A 23,429-nucleotide genomic window follows, 5' to 3' on the forward strand; every position below is an offset into this window, starting at 1 on the left:
TGGGGATTAGCGGACGGGGTAGTCGCGCTCCGGCTCACCGATGTACAGCTGGCGCGGGCGGCCGATCTTGGTGTTGGGATCGCTGATCATTTCACGCCACTGGGCAATCCAGCCCGGCAGGCGGCCGATGGCGAACAGCACGGTGAACATCTTCTCCGGGAAGCCCATGGCCTTGTAGATCAGTCCCGTGTAGAAGTCGACGTTGGGGTAAAGCTTGCGCTGGATGAAGTAGTCGTCATTGAGCGCCTTCTCCTCAAGCCGCATGGCGATGTCCAGGAGTTCGTCGTTGCCGCCGAGCTTCGTGAGGATTTCGTGGGCCGTGGCCTTGACGATCTTGGCCCGCGGATCGTAGTTCTTGTACACGCGGTGTCCGAAGCCCATCAGGCGGACACCGTCTTCTTTGTTCTTGACCTTCTCCATGTAGTCCTCGGGCTTGGTGCCGTCGGCCTGGATCTGGCGGAGCATCTTGAGCACGGCTTCGTTCGCGCCGCCGTGTGCGGGACCGAAGAGCGCGTTGATGCCGGCTGACACCGAAGCAAACAGGTTGGCGTTGGAGGAGCCCACCAGGCGCACCGTGGAGGTGGAACAGTTCTGTTCGTGGTCAGCATGCAGGATCAGCAGGAGATCCAACGCCTTGGCGATGACCGGATCAACCTCGTAATGCTCTGCGGGAAGGCCGAAGCTGAGGCGCAGGAAGTTTTCCACCAGGTTGTGCGAGTTGTCCGGGTAGAGCATGGGCTGGCCGATGCTCTTCTTGAGCGCGTAGGCAGCGATGACCGGCATCTTGGCCATCAGGCGGATGGTGGAAACCTCCACCTGATCGGCGTTGAACGGGTCAAGCGAGTCCTGGTAGAACGTGGACAGCGCCGATACAGCCGACGAAAGGACAGGCATGGGGTGCGCATCGCGCGGGAACCCGCCGAAGAAGCCCTTGAGTTCTTCGTGCAGCAGCGTGTGACGGCGGATCTTCTGGTCGAACGCTTCCAGTTCCACGGTGGTGGGAAGGTTGCCGTAGATCAGCAGGTAGGAAACTTCGAGAAAGCTGGAGTGCTGCGCCAACTGCTCGATGGGGTATCCCCGGTAACGCAGGATGCCCGCATCGCCGTCGATGTAGGTGATAGCAGAGGTTGTTGCCGCTGTGTTCATAAAGCCGGGGTCAAAGGCGACTGCACCCGTCTGCTTCAGCAGCTTGGAAACGTCGTAACCTTCGTTTCCTTCAATAACCTGGATGCGCGGGAGCTTGAGCTCGCCTCCTGCATGGAGCAGGGTTGCGCTGTTGGTCTCAGTCATGGAGTCCCCTTCATGAGGCGTCTGGGCCTCTGTCGAAAGCTTGATCCAACATCCGGTGAGCCGCGCACTGACCCTGTAAGCACAGGATTCCAACACCCGGGCTGCCTTCTTGTAGAAAGCCACCATCGATAGTCACTTAAAAAGTACCCGCTCCTTGGCGGGTGTCACTAATCGGTGTCCTTCAAACATGCCCTAAAATAGGCTGGTTGTGGCGCGAGTCACATGATTGTTACGGTGCCGTAGCCAGCCGCGCCACCGCAGCATCAATCCGTTCATCCGAACCGGTCAACGCCACCCGGATGAATCCGTTGCCTGCCTCGCCGTAAAAGACGCCAGGCCCCACCACGATGCCACGCTCGGCAAGGCGGCCCACGGTATCCCACGTGTCCTCGCCGGCGGTGGACCAGAGGTAAAGGCCGGCGTCGGAGTCTTTGATCTCCAGTCCAAAATTCCGCAATGCCGGCAGGAGCCGCTCCCGGCGGCCGCGGTAGAGGTCCTTCTGGACCTGGACATGAAGGTCGTCACCCAATGCCACCCGCATCGCTTCCTGGACGGGGTAGGGCACAATCATGCCGGCGTGCTTTCGGCTGTTGACCAGATTGGCCATGATGACCGGATCCCCGGCGACGAAGGCCGCACGGTACCCCGCCAAATTGGACTGCTTGCTCAGCGAATACACCGCCAGAAGTCCCTCATGGGAGCCGCCTGCGATCCGCGGATCCAGAATGCTGGGTACCGGCTCGCCGCCGCGCTGGACATCCCAGGCGCCCCAGCCCAGTTCGGCGTAGCACTCGTCAGAGGCCACCACGGCGCCCAGCTCCCGCGCCTGCGCCACCAACAACCTCAAGGACTCCACGTCCCTGACGCTTCCGGTGGGGTTTCCGGGCGAATTCACCCAGATCAGGCGCACGCTGGAAAGGGTGGCGGCGTCGAGTTCGTCGAGGTTGTCCGTGGCCACGGAGGTTACGCCGGCAAGGGTGGCACCGATGTCATAGGTGGGGTAGGCGACTTGCGGGCGTACCACGACGTCGCCGGGCTTGAGCCCCAGCAGGAGCGGCAGCCAGGCAACCAGTTCCTTTGAACCCACCGTGGGCATGACGTTTTTTGGATCCAGGCCAGGAACGCCACGCCGGCGCCCAAACCAGGCCGCGATGGCTTCCCGCAGTGGTGCGGTGCCGTGGACTGTGGGGTAGCCGGCAGCGTTGGCTGCGGCCTGGAGCGCTTCCTGGATCACGGTGGGCGTGGGATCCACGGGCGTACCAATGGAGAGGTTCACTGCCCCGCCCGGGTGTTCCGAAGCCTTGGCCAGATAGGGCGCCAATGCCTCCCAAGGGTAATCGGGCAGGCTGAGGCCAAAACTACTCAACGCGGCGGTCACCAGGACGTCCGGCTCAGTGGTCTTGGTTCTGCGGCGGCAGGGCGGCAATCATCGGGTGGTCCTTGCCCGTGTTGCCCACCTTGGCGGCACCGCCCGGGGATCCCAGATCGTCGAAGAATTCCACGTTGGCTTTGTAGTAGTCCGCCCACTCGTCGGGGGTGTCGTCCTCGTAGTAGATGGCCTCCACCGGGCACACCGGTTCACAGGCACCGCAGTCGACGCACTCATCCGGATGGATGTACAGCGAACGCTCACCCTCGTAGATGCAGTCGACCGGGCACTCTTCAATACATGCCTTGTCCTTGACATCTACACACGGCTGCGCGATTACGTACGTCACGTCCCTTGCCTCTCCACTTCGTTTCCGGCGACCCGCCGGCTCTTGCTTCCGGCACTATGCCCGGACTGTTGATTTCTGAGCCTATTATCTCCCAGCCCATTCCTGCGAACCTAGCGGGCCGCCTAGTATGAACTGGTGAGTCTGAGCACGCCTTCGCCCCGGGAGTTCCTGGCAGCGGCCGCACCCGGTACCAGGGTGGTGGTTCGCTACCGGATCGATGGCGGACTGACCGACGCGCTGGGTTACCTGCTGGGCACCTCCGACGGCGACTGCACCGTCCGCACCCGGCAGTCCGACGTCGTTATTCCGCTCGATCTGGTGACCGCCGCGAAGGAAGTGCCGCCAGCGCCCGAGCGCCGCCGGCCCGCGCACTGAGGGCTCCCGTCACTTCGCAGAGGCTGTCCGTGCGGACCGAGGCCGGACTTCACTGTGCAGTCCGGTACGTGCCAAGGGCCTGGTGCACCATCCTCACAAACTCTCCCGGTGCCCGGCCTCTTCCCGCAAATCTCTGGACATGATCTCAATGATGGAGCCGGACTGTGGCCGGATCCTTGCCACCAGGACCTGCAGGGCCTTTTCCCGTGCAGCAGGAAAGCGGCCACGCAGATCCGAAAGTTGCACCAGGCCCTGTTTGACCGCAGATTCTGCAATGGTCAAGCCCTCGAGCGGCGGCAGGCAGCGCAGCGATTGGCACACGATGTCCAGATGGGTCAGCGGTAGGTTGCTTCGATGCACCACACAACCCTCAATTTGCCTGCCATGCGTGGCGGCAAGATGCGGCTTGTCCGGCCTTTTCACCACCCAAAGCCCCGCCTCGAAGGCAGCCGTGACACATCCGGGAACTGCATGGTGGCGGCCGGCATGAACCACCCAGGGCCCCGGGCAGCGCATAAACACCCCTGGCCACCCTCTGAATGGAGGTGTCCAACAGACCGGCTTCAACCAACCGTCGGGATACGCCCGCCTGCCTGAGGGAGTTGATGCTGGCGGCTCCACCGAGGCCGGTCAGCACGTCAGTAACTGTTCGCATGGGTAGATGGTGCCTCTCCCGGGATACCGGCGCACCGGCAAAGAGCGGCCATGTGGACAACGTCCGGGCGCACCGACGGCGGGGCTGAGTGCGCCCGGACCGTCTCTGCGCATCCAGGGCGCGAGTGACAACGTAGCCCCGTCCCGTCTCCGGGAAAACAAAACTGCCGGCACGACGGCGGGAATCCCGCCTGCCGTGCCGGCAGTCTCAGTACATGGTGTGGAACTAGACCTTGGCGCGTGCCCGGTTGGCCTTGGCGCGCTCGTTCGTGTCCAGGATGAGCTTGCGGATACGGATCGACTCAGGGGTCACTTCTACACACTCGTCTTCGCGGGCGAATTCGAGGGACTCTTCGAGCGTGAGGTCGCGCGGCGGCGTCAGGTTCTCGAAGGTGTCGGAGGAAGCGGCACGCATGTTGGTGAGCTTCTTTTCCTTAGTGATGTTCACGTCCATGTCGTCGGCGCGGGAGTTCTCGCCGACGATCATGCCTTCGTAGACCTCGGATGTGGGCTTCACGAAGAAGGACCCCCGCTCCTGCAGGTTGATCATGGCGAACGGCGTTACTACACCCGCACGGTCAGCAATCATGGATCCGTTGGTGCGGTACTCGATCGGACCGGCCCAGGGCTCGTAGCCCTCGGAGATGGAAGCCGCGATGCCAGCGCCACGGGTGTCGGTGAGGAACTTGGTGCGGAAACCAATCAGGCCGCGGGCCGGAACGATGAATTCCATCCGGCACCAGCCGGTGCCGTGGTTGGCCATGTTGGTCATACGGCCCTTGCGGGCAGCCATCAGCTGGGTCACGGCGCCGAGGTACTCTTCCGGCACGTCGATGGTCATGTGCTCCATCGGCTCGTGGACCTTGCCGTCGATGGTCTTGGTGACAACCTGCGGCTTGCCCACGGTCAGCTCGAAGCCTTCGCGGCGCATCTGCTCAACCAGGATGGCCAGGGCGAGTTCGCCACGGCCCTGGACTTCCCAGGCGTCCGGACGCTCGGTGGGCAGAACCTTGATGGAGACGTTACCGATCAGTTCCTTGTCCAGACGGTCCTTCACCTGGCGTGCGGTGACCTTGGCTCCCTTGACCTTGCCGGCCAGCGGCGAGGTGTTGATACCGATGGTCATCGAGATCGCGGGATCGTCAACGGTAATGAGCGGCAGCGGCTGCGGGTTGTCGGCGTCGGTCAGGGTCTCACCAATGGTGATTTCCTCGATACCGGCAACAGCCACGATCTCACCAGGACCGGCAGACTCAGTGGGCACACGGTCCAGTGCCTTGGTGGCAAGGAGTTCGGTGATCTTGACGTTCTTGAGTTCACCGTTGGCGCGCGCCCAGGCAACGGTCTGGCCCTTGCGCAGGGTGCCGTTGTAGATGCGCAGCAGGGCGAGGCGGCCCAGGAACGGTGACGCGTCCAGGTTGGTGACGTGCGCCTGGAGGACGCCGTTCGGGTTGTAAGTGGGCGCCGGGATGTGCTCGATGATGGTCTGGAACAGCGGTTCCAGGTCCTCATTCTCGGGCGCGGTGCCATCGGCTGGCTGCTCGAGGGAGGCGCGGCCTACCTTGGCGGCTGCGTAGACGACCGGAACTTCGAGGATCTTGTCCAGGTCAAGGTCCGGAACTTCGTCGGCAAGGTCAGAGGCGAGGCCCAGGAGCAGGTCCATGGACTCGTGGACGACTTCCTCGATGCGCGCGTCAGGACGGTCAGTCTTGTTGACCAGCAGGATGACGGGCAGGTGCGCGGCCAGGGCCTTGCGCAGCACAAACCGGGTCTGGGGCAGCGGGCCCTCGGAAGCGTCAACCAGGAGGACGACACCGTCGACCATGGACAGGCCGCGCTCCACCTCGCCGCCGAAGTCGGCGTGGCCGGGGGTGTCGATCACGTTGATGGTGATGGTTTCGCCCTTGGAGGACGGTCCGTTGTAGGCCACGGTGGTGTTCTTGGCCAGGATGGTGATGCCCTTTTCGCGCTCCAGGTCACCGGAGTCCATCACGCGGTCCTCGAGGTGGTTGTGCTCGGCAAAGGAGTTGGTCTGCTTGAGCATGGCATCGACCAGCGTGGTCTTGCCGTGGTCAACGTGGGCCACAATCGCGACGTTGCGCAGGTCACTGCGCGATGCAGTGGCTACCGCGGTGTTGGTGGTGGTTTCAGACATGCGTAATGGCTCGATTCAGTGGTGAAGTCAGCTGTTGTATCGCGACATTTCCAACTGGAACGCACGACGGATTAGTCCCTTAGCACAGGGCACCTTCCCCCATTCTAGCCGCTGAGCCATTTATTGGCCTAAAAATCCCAGATCAGCTGTGCGGCTCCGGAGGCCCATTCCGGACCGGCCGGCTCAAAGCGTGAGCAAAGTCACTGGTTTTTCTGAACCTGATGCCCCATCATTGCTGTGACTACTAGTGCAAGCTCCGGAGTATATAGATGCGAAAAGCCTCGGCTATTGCCCGCTTTGTTGCATCTGGAATCGCCGCCTGCGCCCTCCTCAGCGGCTGCGGGCAGCCCCTGGAACCACTCGCCGCCGGCGGACCCCTTGCATCCGGACCTCCAGCCTCCGGAATCGCCGTCTCCGGCAGCTCTACAGAAATGCACGGGCCTGGACAGGGGAAGTATGCTGCGCCGGGCGCCGGCACTGCCAAGCTCCAGGCTGGCTCTGTTTACAGAAATCCGGAAAGCGGCCGTGACGAGGTGGTGGTTCCGGACATCGGGAACACCGCCCTCCTTATTGGTGACTCCCAGTCGGAGCCGGCTGATGGCTGGCCGCGACTGGGGCTGGCCGCGGTTGGCTATAAGGTGCATTTTTGCGGACTGGGCGGAACAGGCTTTGCAACCTCCAACGGCAAGACAGGGAACTACGTCGAGGCTCTACTAAGGGGCGACTGGAAGCTTCCCTATGGGTCTCCCCCGCTGATCATTCTGCAAGGTGGCGGAAATGACGCGGCACGTGGAGCCACTGATGCCCAGATCGTGGCACATACCGACCGCCTGATTGCAGTCCTGCGCGAGCGGTACCCCGATGCCCGGATGGCGATGATCGGGACCCTGGCACGGGATGCCCACGACGGCGGCGGCCGCCGCCACGAGGTGGACGCACTTCTGGGAACGGTGGCGGCCAGGCATGGGATGCCGTTTGTGGGGGTGGGCGATTGGCTCACCAAGTACGGCCTCGCCAAGGACCTTGCGGACGCCGTCCACATGAATGCTGCCGGCCGGAAATCCCTCGGCGCTTTGTTGGAAGCCCGGCTGCGGGAGCTGCGGCTGGATGCCCAGCTGAATGGCAAAACAGGTTCGCTGCTTGCGGGGGCCCCTGAGTCCTCCTGGACGGAATAGCGTCCTGCGCTGAATTGCGTTAAGCAGACAGGAAGCCGGTGCCATGCCGGAACCGGCTTCCTGTCCCAAACGCTCCCGGATCCTGCTGTCAGGCGACTTCCGGCGGAAGCATCAGACGGGCTCCGGGGATGGCATTGAGCAGGGCCCTGGTGTATTCCTGCTGCGGCGAATCGAAGACTTCATCCGTGGAACCGGTCTCCACCAAAAGCCCCTTCTCCATCACGCACACGTGATCGGCAATCTGCCGGACGACTGCCAGGTCGTGGGTGATGAACAGGTACGTGAGACCCAGGTTGGACTGCAGGTCGGCCAGGAGATTAAGCACCTGCGCCTGGACCAAAACATCCAGCGCTGACACCGCTTCGTCACAAATGATCACTTCCGGGTCCAAAGCCAGCGCGCGCGCAATGGCCACACGCTGCCGCTGGCCACCGGAGAGCTCATTCGGAAAACGCTGCATGCTGGACTGCGGCAGCGCCACCTGGTCCAGGAGCTCGCGGACCTTTTTCTCCCGGCTGGCCTTGTCCCCGATCTTATGGATCCGTAAGGGTTCTTCGATGGTGCGGAAGATGTTGTACATCGGATCGAGCGAACCGTACGGATCCTGGAAGATGGGCTGCACACGCCGACGGAACTTGAAAAGTTCCGTGCCCTTCAACAGCGAGGTGTCGACGCCGTCAAAAAGGATGGTGCCATCAGTCGGCTTTTCAAGCTGCAACACCATTTTGGCAACCGTCGATTTGCCTGAACCGGACTCCCCCACGATCGCCGTTGTGGTGCCCCTCGTGACGTCAAAGCTCACGCCGTCGACGGCGGCAAAGTCTGAAGACTTTCCCAGCCCCTGACGCAGCTTGTAGACCTTGCGAAGGTCCTTGATCTGCAGGACGTTGTCCTTTGCGGCCGCTTCTGCTGCCGGCGCAAGGAGGTCAGTGGCCTCCACCCCGAGTTCCTTCGCTGCCTGGATACGCCTGCTGGCCAGTGACGGCGCGGATTCGACCAGGCGCTTGGTGTATGGATGTTGCGGATTTTGCAGCAACTCCAGCGACGGGCCGGACTCCACCACCTGCCCCTGGTACATAACCACCACCTTGTCAGCGCGCTCGGCTGCCAGTCCCAGATCATGGGTAATAAGCAGCACGGCCGTGCCGAGGTCAGACGTCATCGTGTCCAGGTGGTCCAGAATCTGCCGCTGCACTGTCACGTCAAGGGCCGACGTCGGCTCATCCGCAATCAGCAACCGCGGCTGGCAGGACAGCCCGATAGCGATCAGGGCGCGCTGACGCATACCGCCGGAAAACTCGTGCGGATACTGCTTCGCCCGCCGGTGCGCGTCCGGCAACCCCGCCTGGGAGAGCACTTTGGCGACGTCGTCGGGTTTGTCTGGCCTCCCATTGGCCTTCAGTGTCTCGCGAACCTGGTAGCCGATCTTCCACACGGGGTTCAGGTTGGACATCGGATCCTGCGGAACCATGCCAATGGTGTTCCCGCGAAGTTCGATCATCCGCGGCTCGGCCGCATGGGCAATGTCCTCGCCGTCGAGCAGGATTTGCCCCGCTGATACTCGGCCGTTGGGCGGCAGGAGGCCAATAGCGGCAAGGGCGGTGGTGGACTTACCAGAGCCCGACTCGCCGACGATGGCAACCGTCTCGCCGGGCATGATGGTGAGGTGCGCGTTGCGGACAGCCTGAACCTCCCCACTGTCGGTTTTGAAGGTGATGGCCAGGTCACGGATTTCCAGGAGCGGCGTGGGTTCCGTGCGGTCTGCCTCATCGATGCGAATATCTGGAGTTGTCATGGCTGTTTCTCTCATCGCTGACGGCTCTTCGGATCAAGGGCATCACGCACTGCATCGCCGAGCATGATGAAACTCAGGACGGTGATGGACAACGCCGCGGCGGGATAGAGCAAAATCTCCGGCTTGGTTCGAATCGACGCCTGTGCTCCAGCGATGTCATTACCCCAGGACATGATGCTGGGCGGCAACCCGATGCCAAGGAATGACAGTGTGGCCTCAGCCACAATAAAAATGCCCAGGTTCAAGGTGGCGAGCACAATGATGGGAGCCAAAGCATTGGGGAGGACATGCTTAACCAGCGCACCGAACTTTGAAACGCCCAAGGCACGGGCAGCGGTGACGAAATCCGCGTTCCGAACTTCTATTACGGCGCCGCGGGTAATGCGTGCCATTTGTGGCCACGCCAGCAAGGAAATCACCAGGACTGCGGTCCACACGCTCTTGTTTTCGCGTAATGCCGGCAGCTGGGTGATGACCAGCGCGCCAAGGACCAGTGGCAAGGCAAAGAAAATGTCTCCAAGCCGTGCCAGGACCGAGTCCACCCATCCGCCGTAGTAGCCCGCGAGCGCGCCGAGGGTTACCCCAATGATCAGGACGCAAAGCACAGACAACACACCGACGGAGAGCGAGGCCTGCGTTCCGTGGACCACGCGCGAATAGATGTCGCAGCCTTGGAAGGTGAAGCCGAAGGGATGCCCGGCGGTGGGGCCACCTTCCGAATTTGCCAGCTGGCAGTCATCATTTGGCGGCACCGTTGAAATCAACCCAGGGAACAAGGCAACGACAATCAGTGCCAGGATCAGCAGCGACGAAATGATAAACAAAGGACGGCGGCGAAGCTTGCGCCAGGCATCCGCCCAGAGACTCAGCGGCGCCTGATCCGTTTTCAGGGTATCTGTTGCCAGCAGCGGCGTCTCGTCGACTGGTGCTACGAAGTGATTGGTTTTACTGGTCATAGCGAATCCTCGGGTCCAGCCAGGCGTACAGGAGATCAACGAGCAGGTTGGCCACCACAAAGACCAACACCAGCACGCTGACGATGGCAACAACGGTTGGGCCCTCGCTTCGCAAGGTTGCCTGGTAAAGCTTGTTCCCAACGCCAGGAACGTTAAAGATGCCTTCCGTGACAATGGCGCCGCCCATCAGGCCACCCAGGTCTGCACCCAGGAACGTCACCACCGGGATGAGCGAGTTTCGCAGGATGTGCGTCATGACAACCCGTGGCCGGGAAAGGCCCTTGGCGGTGGCGGTGCGCACATAGTCAGCATTCATGCTCTCGCTAACGGAGGCACGGGTCAGCCGGAGCACATACGCAAAGGAGACCAGACCCAGCACCGTGGCTGGCAGCAGCAGGTTGCCCCAGTCAGCATTGGCCCCAACCGTGGGTTTTGCCCACCCTAGCTGGACGCCGAAAACCAGTTGGAAAACGAAGCCAAGGACAAAGGTAGGCACCGCGATGACCACCAGGGACGCCACCAGAACGGTGGAGTCAAACCACTTGCCACGGCGAAGGCCGGCGAAGACGCCGAAAGCTATTCCAAAAACTGCCTCAATAACGAGCGCTTCAACAGCGAGCATTGCCGTCACGGGAAAGATCCGGGCCAAAGAGGCGGCGATGGGTTGGCCCGTGAAGTCGTTGCCCAGGTTAAAGGTGAAAAGGTTCTTCAGAAAGAGTCCGTACTGGACCCAGAAGGGTTCATCGAGGTGGTACTGGCTGCGCAGGGTGTCGATGACTGCCTGCGGGGGCTGGCGGTCGCCAAAGAGCGCCGCAATGGGATCGCCGGGAAGGGCGAACACCATGTAATAGACCAAGAGCGTGGTGCCAAGGAAGACGGGGATCACTTGAAGGAGTCGGCGCAGAATAAAGCGGACCACAGGATCACCGGCCTTCCGGAATGGAAGATATCGGATTCATGTTTGCCTTCCTGCTGCGCAGGCAAATGGGGGCCCGGCCGTGAAACCGGACCCCCATGTGCCTGGCGGCAAGTTAGATCCTGTGGACTACTTGGCCGTGATGTCGAAGTAGCGGATGCCGCCATTCCAGCCGGTTTCGGCCTTCACAACGTTGTTGCTCCACACAATCGGCTTTGCCTGATCCCAGAGGGCCAAGCCGGGGAGGTCCTCGAAAAGGATCTCCTGTGCCGCGTTGAACTTCGCGTTTGCATCTTCGGTGGTCTTGGCTGCCAGGCCCTCCTTAAGGAGCTTGTCGAACTCAGGGTTCGAGTACTTCTCGTAGTTGGAGGATGCATTCGTTGCCCAGACAGGCCCGAGGAAGTTGTACAGGGACGGGTAGTCGCCCTGCCAGCCGGCGCGGGTCAGGCCCGGGAGGGACTGGGACTTGCGCAGGTCCAGGACTTCCGCGAACTTGGCGAAGGGCTGGATTTCCGCCTGGATCCCCAGGTTGTTCTTGAAGCCGTTGGCAACAGCGTCAATCCATTCCTTGTTGCCGCCATCTGTATTGGAGGCAATGAGGAGCGGCTTGGACGAATCGTACGGCTGGATCTTTTCAGCCTGTGCCCAGAGGTCCTTGGCCTTAGCGGCATCAAACTTCAAGGTTTCGCTACCCTTGAGGCCTTCCTTGAAGCCATCAATCACCGGTGGGGCGTACGCCTTGGCCGGAGTGCGGGTTCCGCTGAAGATGACCTTGCAGATTTCCTCGCGGTTGATCGCGTACGACAGCGCCTGGCGGCGGAGCTTGCCTGCTTCACCCTGGAAGTTCGGGTTGTAACCCGGGATGTTCAGGGTGGAGTTGGTGGCAACGGGCTTGGTGGCGTTCCGGTCCGGGAAATCCGTGACATAGGTCTTCAGTGCGTTCGACGGCAGGACATCGGTGACGTCAAGGTTGTCGGACTGCAGGTCCGTGTAGGCGGGGCCCGGGTCGGTGTAGAACTTGAAGGTCACGCCGCCGTTTTGGGCTTCGCGGGGTCCGCTGTAATCAGGGTTCTTGACCAGCGAGATCGACTGGTCATGAACCCAGGCGCCCTCTTTTTCCATCTTGTACGGGCCGTTGCCGACCGGGTTCTCACCGAAGGCCTTCGGATCTGCAATCGCTGCAGAGGGGATCGGGAAGAACGCGGAATAGCCGAGGCGCAGGGACCAGTCAGCCTCCGGCTGGGCCAGCTCAACGGTGATCGTGGAGTCGTCCTTGGCCACAAGACCGGACATGGTTTCCGCGGTAGGGGCAGGAGTTGAAGTCGTCTTGCCATCGGCAGACTTCTCGGTGGTGACGGCAGAGACATCCTGGTAGCCCGCGATGGACTCGAAGAAGAAGCCGTTGTTCTGCAGGTTCTTGGAGTTCGCAGCGAAGTTCCAGGAGTCAACGAAAGTCTTGGCCGTGATCTCTTCGCCGTTCGTGAACTTCTGGCCCTGCTTGACCTTAATGGTCCAGTTCTGGGAATCCGTCGTTTCGATCGACTCGGCGAGGGCATTGACCGGCTTGCCGTCGGCGTCGTAGGCCCGAAGACCTTCGAACAGCAACTCGACAACACGGCCGCCATACACTTCGTTAGTGTTTGCCGGGAGCAACGGATTCTGTGGTTCGTTGCTGTACGCGGTGATGACCTTGTTCGGGTCGCCGCCGGCCTGGGTGCCACCGTCATCGGTGCCGCCTCCAGCGCCGCACCCGGTGAGGGCAAGCGCGGCGATAGCCACTATGCCCAGTGCTTTGGAAGTGCGCGTGAAACGCATTCCGCCTCCTATGAGTTGTGGGAGATAGTCAGGGGATTTTTTGCTTCCCCGCAGGCCAGCCCAGCATTTTCACTGTGACGCAGCCTACATATACGAGTAGCCTAACCGCACAATGTCCAAATACTGGTACTCCGTTGCCAAACCGTGACCGGTCGTACTCGCGGAAGGCAGCCAGCGCCAGACCGTAGTGCAAGTCACATGTTACTCGCTGGTACGTTTTCCGGCGAATCGGCAGGCGGAGGCCCGGAACACGGTTTATTGCAGGAGTTCAGGGACTCCATCTGGGCCGGGTAAACACCGTCGAACTCTCCCGGACGGGCTAAAGAGCGTGCCAGTCCCAAACACTCCACCAGACGCCCAAGGGGCCAGGGCTGGACTTCACACCAGCGATCCGGCTGTTGAACGCCGTGGTTCCCGTGGTCTGGTAAAGGGGAAGCCCATACGCGCTCTCCCACACCTGCTTGTCAATCTCCGCCATCAGGTCATCCTGCTTGGCCAGGTCAGTAGTGATGGCCAACTGGTCCATCGCCTTGTCCGCATCGCCGTCGGAGAATCCGTTGAAGTTGCTGCCGGCAGCGGTCCGGAAAATCTGCGGAACGCGGCTGACCCCCACTCCGGTACTGATCCAGCCGAGGATTGCTGCATCGTGGCCCCCGCCACCCAGCGCCCTGGCCCACTCGGCGTTGCCGAGCCCTCCGTCGACAACCTGGAAGCCTGCAAGACCGGCTGAATCACGGATGAGGGTGAAGGCCCGTGCACGGTTGGGGTTGTCGCGGTTGTACAGAATCCGGACGGTCGGGGTGCTTCCGGCCAACAGGGACTTGGCGCCCTCAATGTCGACCTTGGAGTATTCGGATGAGCCGTTGTCCTTCACCGTGTCCTGGTATTTGGGCTGCGACGGCAGGAATACATGGGAATCCAGGGGCTTTGCGTCGGGGATGAGTGAACCGACGATCGCGTCGACAATGGCCTGCCGCGGCACCGTCTTGAGGAAGGCCCGCCGGACGTTCTCCTCAGCAAACGGGCCGGAAAAGTTCAGGTCAAGGTGGTCGTATCCGGACTGGCTGTACCGCTGCACAGTGGCGCCCTGGCTCTCCAGCCCACTGAAAAGGGCCTCCGTGCCGGCCGAGGGCTGGGGCGAGATGACATCGGCCTGGCCGTTGCGCAGGGCCTCAACAGCTGCCTGCACGGCCCCCGTAAAGCGGATGGTGATTTCGTCAAGATGAGGCTCAGGTCCCCAGACGTAGTCGCGGTTCCTGACAAGCCTGACGGAGGTGCCGGGAACGATGTCGTTGACGATGTAGGGCCCGCTGGAGAGGTAGATCGCCGGGTCATCAGGCAGCGCGGTGGTATCGAAGCCCGAGTTCCAGAAGTCGCTGACCGCCTTAAGCGCGGTGTTCAGGACCGGCTTTTCCCTGTCGCCGCGGGGTGCGTCCGTGAGCAACTCAGTAAGGTCTTCCTCGTCGTTGAGCCCGCTTTTTGCTGCCACCACATGGGCCGGAAGACCGACGTCGAACGCAACTTCCCAGTCGGCATACGGCGCTGCGTACTCCAGTGTGATGGAACGTCCATCCGCGCCCATCTCTGGAAAAACAGTCGTAGCGAGGCCACTTGTATCCGACGCCACAGAGAAATACTTGGTGCCTAAGCCGGTCATTGGATCTGCGTCGTCAAAATATCCGGAGCCTGCCGCCCAGGCAAGCAGGAGGTCGCCCGCGTCGATGGCCTCGCCGTCTGACCACTTGACGCCTTCATTGACGGTGTACTTTACCTTCAGGGGCTCGTCCGAAACCTTCTCGTACCTGCCGAACTTCTCGTTGCGGACCACCCGGGCTGAGTCGTCCACGTAATAGAACCCTGAATGGGTGATGTAACCGACTTTGGAGTTGATGTCCGTATTTCCGTTGGTGCTGAACGGGTTAAAGGACGAAAGGGCGTTGACCTCAGCGACGACGGCGCTGCCGCCGCGTTTGGCCTGGCCCAGGGTGACTGGAGCCGTTCCCCCGGTGCCCGAGCAACCGGAAACAACCAAGGCTGCAGCCAGAGCCCCGGTGATGATCTGAATCAGGCGCCTGAGAGGCATACCGTCTCCTTTTTCCCTTTGAGGGGTACCCCTGGAGTCGCCAGGATCACCTCCTGGTCCTTCAGTAAGGATACGGCGTATGGTACCCGCCCCAGAACCGACGCTACGTTAACTGACGTTGCGGACCATGGCGCCAGGTTGCCCCATTTGTCTCCCGAATGCGCCATAAGTAGCGCCGTTTCTTCCCGTTGCGCTTCCGTTGCGTGGTGCTGGCCATCGGCTTGCAGCCCGTGCTTAGGTGTTTCCACGGCACACGCCAGCCAAGCGCAAAGCATCCGCAGTGAACAGGAGGACCGATGCCGAACACGTCACGCCGCCCGCAAGGCACCCACACTTTCGGCCCGCCCTGTTGCCACCGCCGAATGTGCAGCCCGGAGCAGTAACGTCCTGCACCCGCCATCCTGATCCGACGGCCACAGCACCCAACGCCATTACAGCCGTCGGCGGCACGCATCTTTTATCTCTTTCCCAGCTTCCCTGGTTCCTCGGCGCTTCGTCGCGCCCAGATTCCGCCTGAACCTTCCATTTGAAAGGCACAGCATGTCCTTCGCTGGATCCTCCCCACCCCGGCAGCCCTCCAGCCAGGCGTTCACCCGGCGCCGTGCCCTGGGCGCACTGCTGGCGCTGCCCGCGCTCGGGTTCCTGACTGCCTGCGCCGGAAGCGCCACGGCCGGCAACGCCCAGCCAACCCAGGCAACAGCCCCGCTCGCCACCACGGTCCCCGCCGGGACCACCATCACCGTGGGCGACCCCACCGTGAAAGTAGCGCTGGAGCTGTCCGGGCTGGACAAGGAACTGGACTTCACCGTGGAGTTCGCCAACATCTCCGGCGGCCCGCAGACTACTGAGGCGTTCCGCGCCAACGCCCTGGACGTCGGCTCGGTGGCGGACATCCCGCCGATCCACGCCACCTGGACCGGCCTGGACGTGCGGATCATCGCCAGCGCCTACCGGCAGGACGCCGTGAACCACCCGCTCTACGAACTCGGCATCGCGCCCGGCGCCGGAATCGCGTCCCTGGAGGACCTCCGCGGCAAGAAGATCGCCTACAGCCCGGGCCAGGCCCAGGGCGCCCTGGTGCTGCGGATCCTGGAGAAGGCCGGACTCAAGCAGGAGGACGTCAAGCTGGTGGAACTGCCCAGCACCGGCGACACCTACTCCACGGCTCTGGCCAGCAACCAGGTGGACGCCGCGCCGCTGGGCGGGGTGCAGATCAAGCGCTACCTCTCCAAGTACGGCTCCGACGGCGGCACCACCATCCGCCACGGACTGCGCGACGATCCCAGCCACCTGTACTCCCCCGCCAAGGTCCTGGACGACCCCGCCAAGGCTGCGGCCCTGGCCAAGTACGTCGAAGTGTGGGGCAAAGCCAAGCGCTGGATCGAGGACCATCCGAAGGAATGGCTCGAAGGCTACTACGTCAAGAACCAGGGCCTCTCCCGCGAGGACGGCCAGTACCTGATCGACGCCGCGGGCAAGGCGGACCTCCCACTGTCCTGGGCGGAAGCCATCGAACGGCACCAGCAGACCATCGACCTGCTGGCCAGGGAACAGAAAAAGCCTGTCCTGGTGGCCGGTGACCTCTACGACACCCGCTACGAAGCCATCGCCGGCACGGCCTTCGCCGGCGCTGCAAAGCCAGGTGCCGCATGAGCGCCGCAGCGGTAGTGGAGCGCACCGCCGTCGCTCCCCACCAGGACCCGGCACTCGCCGGCCGTGACGACGTGCGGCCCACCGGCCGCCGCCTCGGACCCGGAGCACGACGGCGGCTCGCCTGGCTGCTGGGCCCCTCGGCTCTGCTGCTGCTCTGGACGGTCAGTTCGGCAACCGGTCTCCTGGACCCCCGGATCCTTTCCGAACCTTGGACCGTGGTGGCCACGGCAGGGGAGCTGATCGCCGACGGCCGGCTGCAAGAGAACCTCGCCGTTTCCGCGCAGCGCGCCGGGCTGGGGCTGTTCTTCGGCATCGTCGTCGGTGTGGTCCTGGCACTCGTTTCCGGCCTCAGCCGGGCGGGCGAAGCGTTCATTGACGGGCCGGTCCAGATCAAGCGCGCCATTCCCGGGCTGGCCCTGATCCCACTCCTCATCCTCTGGTTCGGGATCGACGAAACCATGAAGGTCATCACCATCACCCTCGGCGTCTTCGTCCCGATCTACCTGCAGACGCACGCGGGCCTGCGCGGCATTGACCTGCGCTACGTCGAACTGGCGCAGACCGTGGGGCTGAGCCGGACCGGTTTCATCCGCAAGGTGGTGCTCCCCGGCGCGCTGCCGGGCTTCTTCCTCGGCCTGCGCTTCGCGGTTACCGGGGCCTGGGTGTCCCTCGTGGTGGTGGAACAGATCAACTCCACCAGCGGCATCGGCTACATGATGGAGCTCGCCCGCACCTACGGCCAGACCAACATCATCGTCCTCGGACTCGCCGTCTACGGCATCCTCGGCCTCCTCTCCGACGGCATCGTCCGCTTCATCGAACGAAAGGCACTGTTATGGCAGCGAACCCTGGCGGGCTGACCGCCGTCGCACCTTCCACGCATGCCAAAGGGCCTGCTGGAGCGCGCGCGTTATCCGCTGTTTCCGCTGTTTCCGTGCACGGACTGATCCGCGGCTTCGGGCCAAAAGGCGTGCTCAATGGAGTGGACCTGGACATCGCCCCGGGCGAGTTCGTGGCCCTGTTGGGACCCAGCGGCTGCGGCAAGAGCACCCTGTTGCGTGCCCTCGCCGGGCTCGACCACGACGTCAAAGGCAGCGGCGTCATCAACGTCCCGGACCGGGTATCGGTGGTGTTCCAGGACTCCAGGCTCCTGCCCTGGGACACCGTTCTGGGGAACGTGACCCTGGGACTCACGGATCGCGACGCCGATGCCAGGGCACGCGGTGCCCTCGCCGAAGTGGGGCTGGCGGGCCGCGAAAAGTCCTGGCCGCACGAGCTGTCCGGCGGTGAGCAGCAGCGTGTTGCGCTGGCCCGCTCCCTGGTCCGCGAACCCCAGCTGCTGCTGGCCGACGAACCGTTTGGCGCCCTCGACGCCCTGACCCGGATCAAGATGCACGGCCTGCTCCGCGACCTCGTGTCCGCGCACCGGCCCGCCGTCCTGCTGGTCACCCACGACGTGGACGAAGCCATCGCGCTTGCTGACCGGATCGTGGTCCTGGACAACGGCCGTGTGTCCACAGTGCGCACGGTGCCGCCGGAGATCGGAATTTCCGCCGCCGGAACCGCCACGGACACCGCCGGGCACGAAGCACTGCGCCGCGACCTGCTGACGGCCCTCGGCGTCGTCGTCGATGCTAACTAACCAAAACTGACATCCCCCACCTGACATCCATAGGAGCACACCATGACTTCCGACTCGTCCAATTCCAGCCAGCGCGAGCTCCACCTCAACGCCTTCCTGATGAGCACGGGCCACCACGAGGCCTCCTGGCGCCTGCCTGAAAGCGATCCGCAGTCAAGCACCAACGTGGAGCACTACCAGCAGCTGGCCCGTACGGCCGAACGCGGCAAGCTGGACTCCATCTTTTTCGCCGACTCCCCCGTGCTGTTCGGTGAGGTGGGCCGCCGCCCCGCAGGCAAGCTGGAACCCACCGTTCTCCTCACCGCCATTGCCGGCGCCACGGAACGCATCGGACTGATCGCCACAGCCTCCACCACCTACAACGAACCGTTCAACCTTGCCCGCCGCTTCTCATCGGTGGACTGGGTCAGCGGCGGACGCGCGGGCTGGAACGTGGTCACCACCGCCGGTCCCGACGCCGCCCGCAACTTCGGTGTGGACGACCAGCCGGCCCACGCGGTCCGGTATGAGCGCGCTGCCGAGTTCATCGAGGTGGCCCAGAAGCTGTGGGACAGCTGGGACGACGACGCCGTGCTTGCCGACAAGGCCGACGGCGTCTGGGCAGATTCCGCGCGGATCCGCACCGTAGACCATGAAGGCAAGCACTTCAAGGTCCGCGGGCCGCTTAACGTCCCCCGTTCACCTCAGGGCCACCCGCTGATCGTGCAGGCCGGCTCCTCCGAGGACGGCAAGGACCTCGCGGCCCGGTACGCGGACGCCGTCTTCACCGCCCACCAGACCCTCGCCGACGCGCAGGACTTCTACCGGGACCTCAAAGCCCGGACCGCCGCCGTCGGCCGTGATCCGGAGACCATCAAGATCCTGCCGGGCATCGTTCCCGTCATCGGCGCCACGGAGGAGGAGGCCCAGGCGCTGGAACGTGAACTGGACCGGCTGATCAAGCCGGAGTACGCCCGGATCCAGCTCGCCAAGACGCTGCGCGTTGCGCCGGAGGACCTGCCGCTGGACCGCCAGCTGCCGGACAACCTGCCCAGCGAGGACGAGATCGAGGGCGCCAAAAGCCGCTACACGCTGATCGTGCAGCTGGCCCGCCGCGAGAAGCTCACGGTCCGCGAACTGATCGGACGGCTGGGCGGCGGCCGCGGGCACCGCACGTTTACCGGCACGCCCGTGCAGGTGGCCGATGCCATCCAGGAATGGTTCGATGGCGGGGCGGCGGACGGCTTCAACATCATGCCGCCGGTGCTGCCCTCGGGCCTGGAGGCCTTCGTGGACCAGGTGGTGCCCATCCTGCAGGACCGTGGCCTGTTCCGCACCGAATACACCGGGCGCACGCTGCGTGAGCACTACGGCCTGGAGCGCCCCGGGAACCGTTACGCCGGATCCGGCACGGCGGAACTGGCTTCCATCGGATCGGCGTTCTAGTGGGCCGGCAACTGAAACTCAACCTGTTCATCTACCCCGGCGGCCACCACGAGGCCGCGTGGCGGCACCCGCAGTCCCAGCCGGAACGGCTCCTGGACATCCGCTTCTACCAGGAACTGGCCCAACGGGCAGAACAGTCCAAGTTCGATGCGGTGTTCTTCGCGGACGGGCCGGCCCTGGAAAGCAACGTGCAGTACGCCAGCAGGTTCCGGCTGGAGCCCTTCACCTGGCTGTCCGCGATTGCCGTGGCCACGGAACGGGTCGGCCTCATCGGCACCGCCAGCACCACGTACCTGGAGCCATACAACGCGGCCCGCCTGTTCGCGTCGCTGGACCACCTCAGCGGTGGCCGCGCAGGCTGGAACATCGTGACCACCGGCGCTGAACGGGCCGCCCGGAACTTCGGGCTGGACGAGCACCCACCCCACGCCGAGCGCTACTCCCGGGCGGACGAGTTCGTCCGCGTCGTGGGCAAGCTCTGGGACAGCTGGGAGGACGGTGCGGTGGTGTCCGACGCCGGCACGGGGGTTTTCGCCGACACCTCACGGATCCACCCGATCGGGCACGAGGGCGAACACTTCCGGGTGGAAGGGCCACTGAACACGCCGCGGTCCCCGCAGGGCCGGCCGGTCTACGTGCAGGCGGGTTCCTCCGCCGACGGCAGGGCGTTCGCGGCACTACATGCCGAAGCCGTCTTCACGGCACACCAGACGCTGCAGAGCGCCCAGGGCTTCTATGCCGACATCAAGGCACGGGCCTCCGCGGCAGGCCGGGATCCGGACAAGTTCCTGGTGCTCCCCGGCATCAGCCCCTACCTGGGCTCCACGGAAACTGAGGCACGTACGCTGCGGCAGGAGCTCGACGAACTCACGCAGCCCGAATACGGGCTCGGCATCCTGCGCAAGCTGCTGGGCGTGGACCTCGACGGACTCCGGCTGGATGACACTTTCCCGGATGAACTGCTGGCCTCCGCCGGCCGTCAGGGCAGCCGGACCCAGTTGCTCCTGGATGTCATCCGCCGGGAACGCCTCAGCGTGCGCCAGACACTGCACCGCTTCGCCGGCGCGCGCGGCCATTACGCCGTGGCCGGAACCCCGGTGCAGGTGGCGGACGAGATCCAGCGCTGGTTCGAGGATGGTGCCGCCGACGGGTTCAACATCATGCCGCCGTGGCTGCCGGGCGGCTTCGAGGCCTTCGCCGATGAGGTGGTCCCCATCCTGCAGTCCCGCGGCCTGTTCCGCACCGAGTACACCGGACGGACCCTGCGCGAGCACTTCGGGCTCGACCGTCCTGAGAGCCAATACCGGCCTGAAAACCAGCATAACGAGGAACTACTAGGAGCATCCGCATGACCGAATACCGCAACCTGGGGTCCACCGGCCTCAGGGTCAGCCCCCTGACGTTGGGCACCATGATGTTCGGGGCCATTGGCAACCCGGACCACGAGGATTCCATCCGGATCATCCACCGGGCCCTCGAATCCGGAATCAACCTCGTGGACACCGCCGACGTCTATTCCAAGGGTGAGTCCGAGGTCATCGTGGGGAAGGCGCTGAAGGGCCGCCGGGACGACGTCGTGCTGGCCACCAAAGTCCACGGACGCCTCGGTGAGGATGTGAACCAGGCCGGCAATTCGCGCCGCTGGATCATCCGCGAGGTAGAGGACAGCCTGCGCCGGCTCCAGACGGACTGGATCGACCTCTACCAGGTGCACCGGCCGGAACCGGACACGGACATCGACGAGACGCTGGGGGCGCTCACGGACCTGGTGCGGCAGGGCAAGATCCGGTACATCGGAACGTCCACGTTCGATCCGGGCCAGATCGTCGAGGCCCAATATGTGGCCCGCGAACGGCACCGTGAGCGGCCCGTGACGGAACAGCCGCCGTACTCGATCCTGGCGCGCGGGGTGGAACGCGAAGTGCTGCCGCTTGCCCAGCGCCACAGGCTCGGCGTGCTTCCGTGGAGTCCGTTGGCCGGCGGCTGGCTCAGCGGCCGGATCAAGGCCGACGGCGAGCACACCACCTCCAGCAGGGCTGCCCGGCAGCCGGAGCGGCACGATCCGTCGTCGGCAGAAAATGCCCGCAAGACGCAGGCGGTGCTGGAGCTCACGGAGCTCGCGGACCAGGCCGGACTGTCACTCGTCCATCTGGCCCTCGGCTTCGTGCTGGAGCACCCGGCGGTCACCTCCGCGATCATCGGGCCGCGGACGCTGGATCACCTGGAGGGGGCACTCGGCGCGGACAAGGTGGGCCTGTCAAAGGACGTGCTGGACCGGATCGACGAGATCGTCCCGCCCGGCACCACCCTGAACCAGGCCGACGCCGGCTACCGGCCGCCGTCGTTGACTGACCCGTCCCTGCGCCGCCGCAGCCGCTGAACCGGGGCCGGCAGCTGGCCGGACGACGGCGCGGGAAGCTCCCGCCGTCGTCCGGCCTGCTAGCTTAAAACGAGGCTATTGCAGGTGCTGTCAGCAGTTATGACTAAACGTTGAAGCGGAACGTACCTTATGTATCCGTAACGAGTGGGCTGTAACAGTTTCCGTTGGATTCTAGGGGTTTTGCGCGTTGGCGGTTACTGTCGAAGTCCGCTGTTTTACGGACCTCTTGCGGACTTTCTGCGGACTGCGTCAGGTTTACGGCGGTCCAGCTATTACTACCTGCTGCTTCTAGCGTTGCGTCGATTCGCGCGGATCCCTACGTTCGGGACCACTTTCGGTGCAGGCGGTGCTTGCTCCAAAAGGGCCTCAATAGCTGCAATGTGAGCCGGTGAGAACCGTATCTCGCTGCCCACTTTGAGATGCGGCCACTGCTGAGATTTCTTGAGGCGAAAAACGGTGGAGCGGCTGACTTGGAGCATGTCAGCTACCTCTTGGATCTTGAAATACCTCGGGGGGATATTGGTGCTTGGTGGGTTCGTCATGGCGACGAGTTTAATCGCCTAGTGGCAGGCACAGTTGCACCACGGCGCCGGCATGTATTCGTAGTCGGGCTCCAGATCCTCGTAAGGGCTGCGGATGCTTTCCTCGTCTATCCGGCCCATCATCGCCTTGAAACCCTCCGGGTCGAACTTCACCATGCAGGCGAGGCTAACGGGAGGCTAGGACATTGCTTTCTTGCGGCCCTTGGACCGCCCTTCACGCCAGCCAGGGAGTGAGTCATCGAGCTGAGATGTCTTGCCTGCATCCAACTGTCCAGCGGCTAGTTTGGTTCGCTGGTACTGAAGCCAGACGCCGAGGACTTTCTCCTCGTCGGAATCAGTGTTCTTGTGCCGAGGCCAGTCCTCGGCTGTAGCCAGGTATGCCATTAACCCACTCAGGCGGTCATTCCACTGGGCTTCGTCCTCACTCCTGCGCGTCCGTTGCTCCCAGCCAGGGATGATCTTCAAACCTCTCGCATAAACAGGATCCAGAGTTCCCCTGTCTACGTCCTGACGGCGTCTCGACACCCACACGGCCAAGGCCCGCTCACGCGGATGCTTGGATTTGGTCGAGGGTAGCCGACGCTCACGCTGGTAGAGAGCCACAACGTCAAACAGGTTCGCCAATCCCGACTTGCTCCCCTTAGGCGCTGGGGATAGCGAGGCCTGATGCGATGGCCGTAGATCCGGTTCCGCCAGGACAGCAAGCCGCAGGTGATATCGGACTGTGCTCCCTGGCGAGCCAGACAATTCCGCAATCCTCGCCGCACTGATCCCGCGGCGATACATTTCCACCCATTCGGGATCCGGAGCCCTGCGGTGAGTTTTCGGCATCTAAGTCTGACACTCCTATCGTTT

The 23,429-nt window shown here is 63.4% G+C and carries 20 protein-coding genes; 8 read left to right on the forward strand and 12 right to left on the reverse strand.

Translation table 11 applies throughout. The annotated features are described in order from the left end of the window. Positions 1-6: 6 nt before the first annotated feature. The 3 genes from F8G81_RS16360 to fdxA all read right to left on the reverse strand — a co-directional run bounded on the left by F8G81_RS16360 (position 7) and on the right by fdxA (position 3,008). Positions 7-1,290, reverse strand: a complete 1,284-nt coding sequence (locus F8G81_RS16360) for a citrate synthase (protein ID WP_267275732.1) — start codon at positions 1,288-1,290, stop codon at positions 7-9. A 229-nt stretch (positions 1,291-1,519) separates the two neighbouring features. Then, a complete protein-coding gene (gene dapC / locus F8G81_RS16365) occupies positions 1,520-2,668 on the reverse strand; it encodes a succinyldiaminopimelate transaminase (protein ID WP_267279261.1) in 1,149 nt (382 codons plus the stop codon). Between the two features lie 13 nt (positions 2,669-2,681). Further along, entirely contained in the window at positions 2,682-3,008 is a 327-nt protein-coding gene (gene fdxA, locus F8G81_RS16370) for a ferredoxin (protein WP_050685972.1), read from the reverse strand. A gap of 135 nt (positions 3,009-3,143) precedes the next feature. On the opposite strand from fdxA, the gene F8G81_RS16375 reads away from it, so the two are divergent. After that, positions 3,144-3,383: a hypothetical protein gene (locus F8G81_RS16375; protein ID WP_267275733.1), complete on the forward strand. Its 240-nt coding sequence runs from the start codon at positions 3,144-3,146 to the stop codon at positions 3,381-3,383. A 93-nt stretch (positions 3,384-3,476) separates the two neighbouring features. Here the strand turns inward: F8G81_RS16375 and F8G81_RS16380 are convergent, their stop codons facing one another. Both F8G81_RS16380 and typA read right to left on the reverse strand, forming a co-directional pair. Beyond that, entirely contained in the window at positions 3,477-3,806 is a 330-nt protein-coding gene (locus F8G81_RS16380; protein WP_267275734.1) for a hypothetical protein, read from the reverse strand. A 457-nt stretch (positions 3,807-4,263) separates the two neighbouring features. After that, positions 4,264-6,192 (reverse strand): translational GTPase TypA, encoded by a 1,929-nt coding sequence (gene typA / locus F8G81_RS16385; protein ID WP_267275735.1) that lies wholly within the window; start codon positions 6,190-6,192, stop codon positions 4,264-4,266. Between the two features lie 269 nt (positions 6,193-6,461). Between typA and F8G81_RS16390 the strand changes: the two genes are divergently transcribed. After that, positions 6,462-7,367 carry an SGNH/GDSL hydrolase family protein gene (locus F8G81_RS16390; protein ID WP_267275736.1) on the forward strand — a complete coding sequence of 302 codons (906 nt, stop codon included), beginning with the start codon at positions 6,462-6,464 and terminating at the stop codon, positions 7,365-7,367. A gap of 88 nt (positions 7,368-7,455) precedes the next feature. On the opposite strand, the gene F8G81_RS16395 is transcribed toward F8G81_RS16390, so the two are convergent. From F8G81_RS16395 to F8G81_RS16415, 5 genes are all read right to left on the reverse strand, one after another. Next, positions 7,456-9,162, reverse strand: a complete 1,707-nt coding sequence (locus tag F8G81_RS16395) for a dipeptide ABC transporter ATP-binding protein (protein WP_267275737.1) — start codon at positions 9,160-9,162, stop codon at positions 7,456-7,458. 11 nt (positions 9,163-9,173) lie between these two features. Then, positions 9,174-10,118 carry an ABC transporter permease gene (locus tag F8G81_RS16400; protein ID WP_267275738.1) on the reverse strand — a complete coding sequence of 315 codons (945 nt, stop codon included), beginning with the start codon at positions 10,116-10,118 and terminating at the stop codon, positions 9,174-9,176. Next, positions 10,108-11,037 carry an ABC transporter permease gene (locus F8G81_RS16405; RefSeq protein WP_267275739.1) on the reverse strand — a complete coding sequence of 310 codons (930 nt, stop codon included), beginning with the start codon at positions 11,035-11,037 and terminating at the stop codon, positions 10,108-10,110. Before F8G81_RS16405 ends, F8G81_RS16400 begins: the two co-directional genes overlap by 11 nt. Before the next feature lie 126 nt (positions 11,038-11,163). Next, positions 11,164-12,849, reverse strand: a complete 1,686-nt coding sequence (locus tag F8G81_RS16410) for a peptide ABC transporter substrate-binding protein (protein WP_267275740.1) — start codon at positions 12,847-12,849, stop codon at positions 11,164-11,166. 319 nt (positions 12,850-13,168) lie between these two features. Further along, positions 13,169-14,932, reverse strand: a complete 1,764-nt coding sequence (locus F8G81_RS16415; RefSeq protein WP_267275741.1) for an ABC transporter family substrate-binding protein — start codon at positions 14,930-14,932, stop codon at positions 13,169-13,171. 540 nt (positions 14,933-15,472) lie between these two features. Between F8G81_RS16415 and F8G81_RS16420 the strand changes: the two genes are divergently transcribed. From F8G81_RS16420 to F8G81_RS16445, 6 genes are read left to right on the forward strand one after another with little or no spacing between them, the layout of a single operon-like run. Continuing rightward, entirely contained in the window at positions 15,473-16,585 is a 1,113-nt protein-coding gene (locus F8G81_RS16420) for an ABC transporter substrate-binding protein (RefSeq protein WP_267275742.1), read from the forward strand. Continuing rightward, positions 16,582-17,445 carry an ABC transporter permease gene (locus tag F8G81_RS16425; RefSeq protein WP_267275743.1) on the forward strand — a complete coding sequence of 288 codons (864 nt, stop codon included), beginning with the start codon at positions 16,582-16,584 and terminating at the stop codon, positions 17,443-17,445. Before F8G81_RS16420 ends, F8G81_RS16425 begins: the two co-directional genes overlap by 4 nt. Continuing rightward, on the forward strand, positions 17,421-18,227 hold the full coding sequence (locus F8G81_RS16430) for an ABC transporter ATP-binding protein (protein ID WP_267275744.1): 807 nt from the start codon (positions 17,421-17,423) through the stop codon (positions 18,225-18,227). The genes F8G81_RS16425 and F8G81_RS16430 overlap by 25 nt, the downstream gene beginning before the upstream one ends. Before the next feature lie 42 nt (positions 18,228-18,269). Then, positions 18,270-19,652, forward strand: coding sequence for an LLM class flavin-dependent oxidoreductase (locus F8G81_RS16435; RefSeq protein ID WP_267275745.1), 1,383 nt, complete (start codon positions 18,270-18,272; stop codon positions 19,650-19,652). Then, positions 19,652-21,004, forward strand: a complete 1,353-nt coding sequence (locus F8G81_RS16440; RefSeq protein ID WP_267275746.1) for an LLM class flavin-dependent oxidoreductase — start codon at positions 19,652-19,654, stop codon at positions 21,002-21,004. Before F8G81_RS16435 ends, F8G81_RS16440 begins: the two co-directional genes overlap by 1 nt. Continuing rightward, a complete protein-coding gene (locus F8G81_RS16445; protein ID WP_267275747.1) occupies positions 21,001-22,032 on the forward strand; it encodes an aldo/keto reductase in 1,032 nt (343 codons plus the stop codon). Before F8G81_RS16440 ends, F8G81_RS16445 begins: the two co-directional genes overlap by 4 nt. A 275-nt stretch (positions 22,033-22,307) precedes the next feature. Here the strand turns inward: F8G81_RS16445 and F8G81_RS23605 are convergent, their stop codons facing one another. After that, positions 22,308-22,574, reverse strand: a complete 267-nt coding sequence (locus F8G81_RS23605) for a helix-turn-helix domain-containing protein (protein ID WP_416377062.1) — start codon at positions 22,572-22,574, stop codon at positions 22,308-22,310. 18 nt (positions 22,575-22,592) lie between these two features. After that, positions 22,593-22,730 carry a hypothetical protein gene (locus F8G81_RS16450; protein WP_267275748.1) on the reverse strand — a complete coding sequence of 46 codons (138 nt, stop codon included), beginning with the start codon at positions 22,728-22,730 and terminating at the stop codon, positions 22,593-22,595. Positions 22,731-23,429 lie beyond the last annotated feature (699 nt).

Origin of the sequence: Arthrobacter sp. CDRTa11, from assembly GCF_026427775.1 — a bacterium.
GTDB lineage: Bacteria > Actinomycetota > Actinomycetes > Actinomycetales > Micrococcaceae > Arthrobacter.

Excerpts from the sequence above, each read along its gene's own strand:
- F8G81_RS16395 (WP_267275737.1), bottom strand. The coding sequence starts at position 9,162 with ATGACAACTCCAGATATTCGCATCGATGAGGCAGACCGCACGGAACCC.
- F8G81_RS16410 (WP_267275740.1), bottom strand. The coding sequence starts at position 12,849 with ATGCGTTTCACGCGCACTTCCAAAGCACTGGGCATAGTGGCTATCGCC.
- F8G81_RS16420 (WP_267275742.1), top strand. The coding sequence starts at position 15,473 with ATGTCCTTCGCTGGATCCTCCCCACCCCGGCAGCCCTCCAGCCAGGCG.
- F8G81_RS16360 (WP_267275732.1), bottom strand. The coding sequence starts at position 1,290 with ATGACTGAGACCAACAGCGCAACCCTGCTCCATGCAGGAGGCGAGCTC.
- F8G81_RS23605 (WP_416377062.1), bottom strand. The coding sequence starts at position 22,574 with ATGACGAACCCACCAAGCACCAATATCCCCCCGAGGTATTTCAAGATC.
- F8G81_RS16390 (WP_267275736.1), top strand. The coding sequence starts at position 6,462 with ATGCGAAAAGCCTCGGCTATTGCCCGCTTTGTTGCATCTGGAATCGCC.
- F8G81_RS16425 (WP_267275743.1), top strand. The coding sequence starts at position 16,582 with ATGAGCGCCGCAGCGGTAGTGGAGCGCACCGCCGTCGCTCCCCACCAG.
- F8G81_RS16445 (WP_267275747.1), top strand. The coding sequence starts at position 21,001 with ATGACCGAATACCGCAACCTGGGGTCCACCGGCCTCAGGGTCAGCCCC.
- F8G81_RS16400 (WP_267275738.1), bottom strand. The coding sequence starts at position 10,118 with ATGACCAGTAAAACCAATCACTTCGTAGCACCAGTCGACGAGACGCCG.
- F8G81_RS16450 (WP_267275748.1), bottom strand. The coding sequence starts at position 22,730 with ATGGTGAAGTTCGACCCGGAGGGTTTCAAGGCGATGATGGGCCGGATA.
- F8G81_RS16435 (WP_267275745.1), top strand. The coding sequence starts at position 18,270 with ATGACTTCCGACTCGTCCAATTCCAGCCAGCGCGAGCTCCACCTCAAC.
- typA (WP_267275735.1), bottom strand. The coding sequence starts at position 6,192 with ATGTCTGAAACCACCACCAACACCGCGGTAGCCACTGCATCGCGCAGT.
- F8G81_RS16415 (WP_267275741.1), bottom strand. The coding sequence starts at position 14,932 with ATGCCTCTCAGGCGCCTGATTCAGATCATCACCGGGGCTCTGGCTGCA.
- F8G81_RS16430 (WP_267275744.1), top strand. The coding sequence starts at position 17,421 with ATGGCAGCGAACCCTGGCGGGCTGACCGCCGTCGCACCTTCCACGCAT.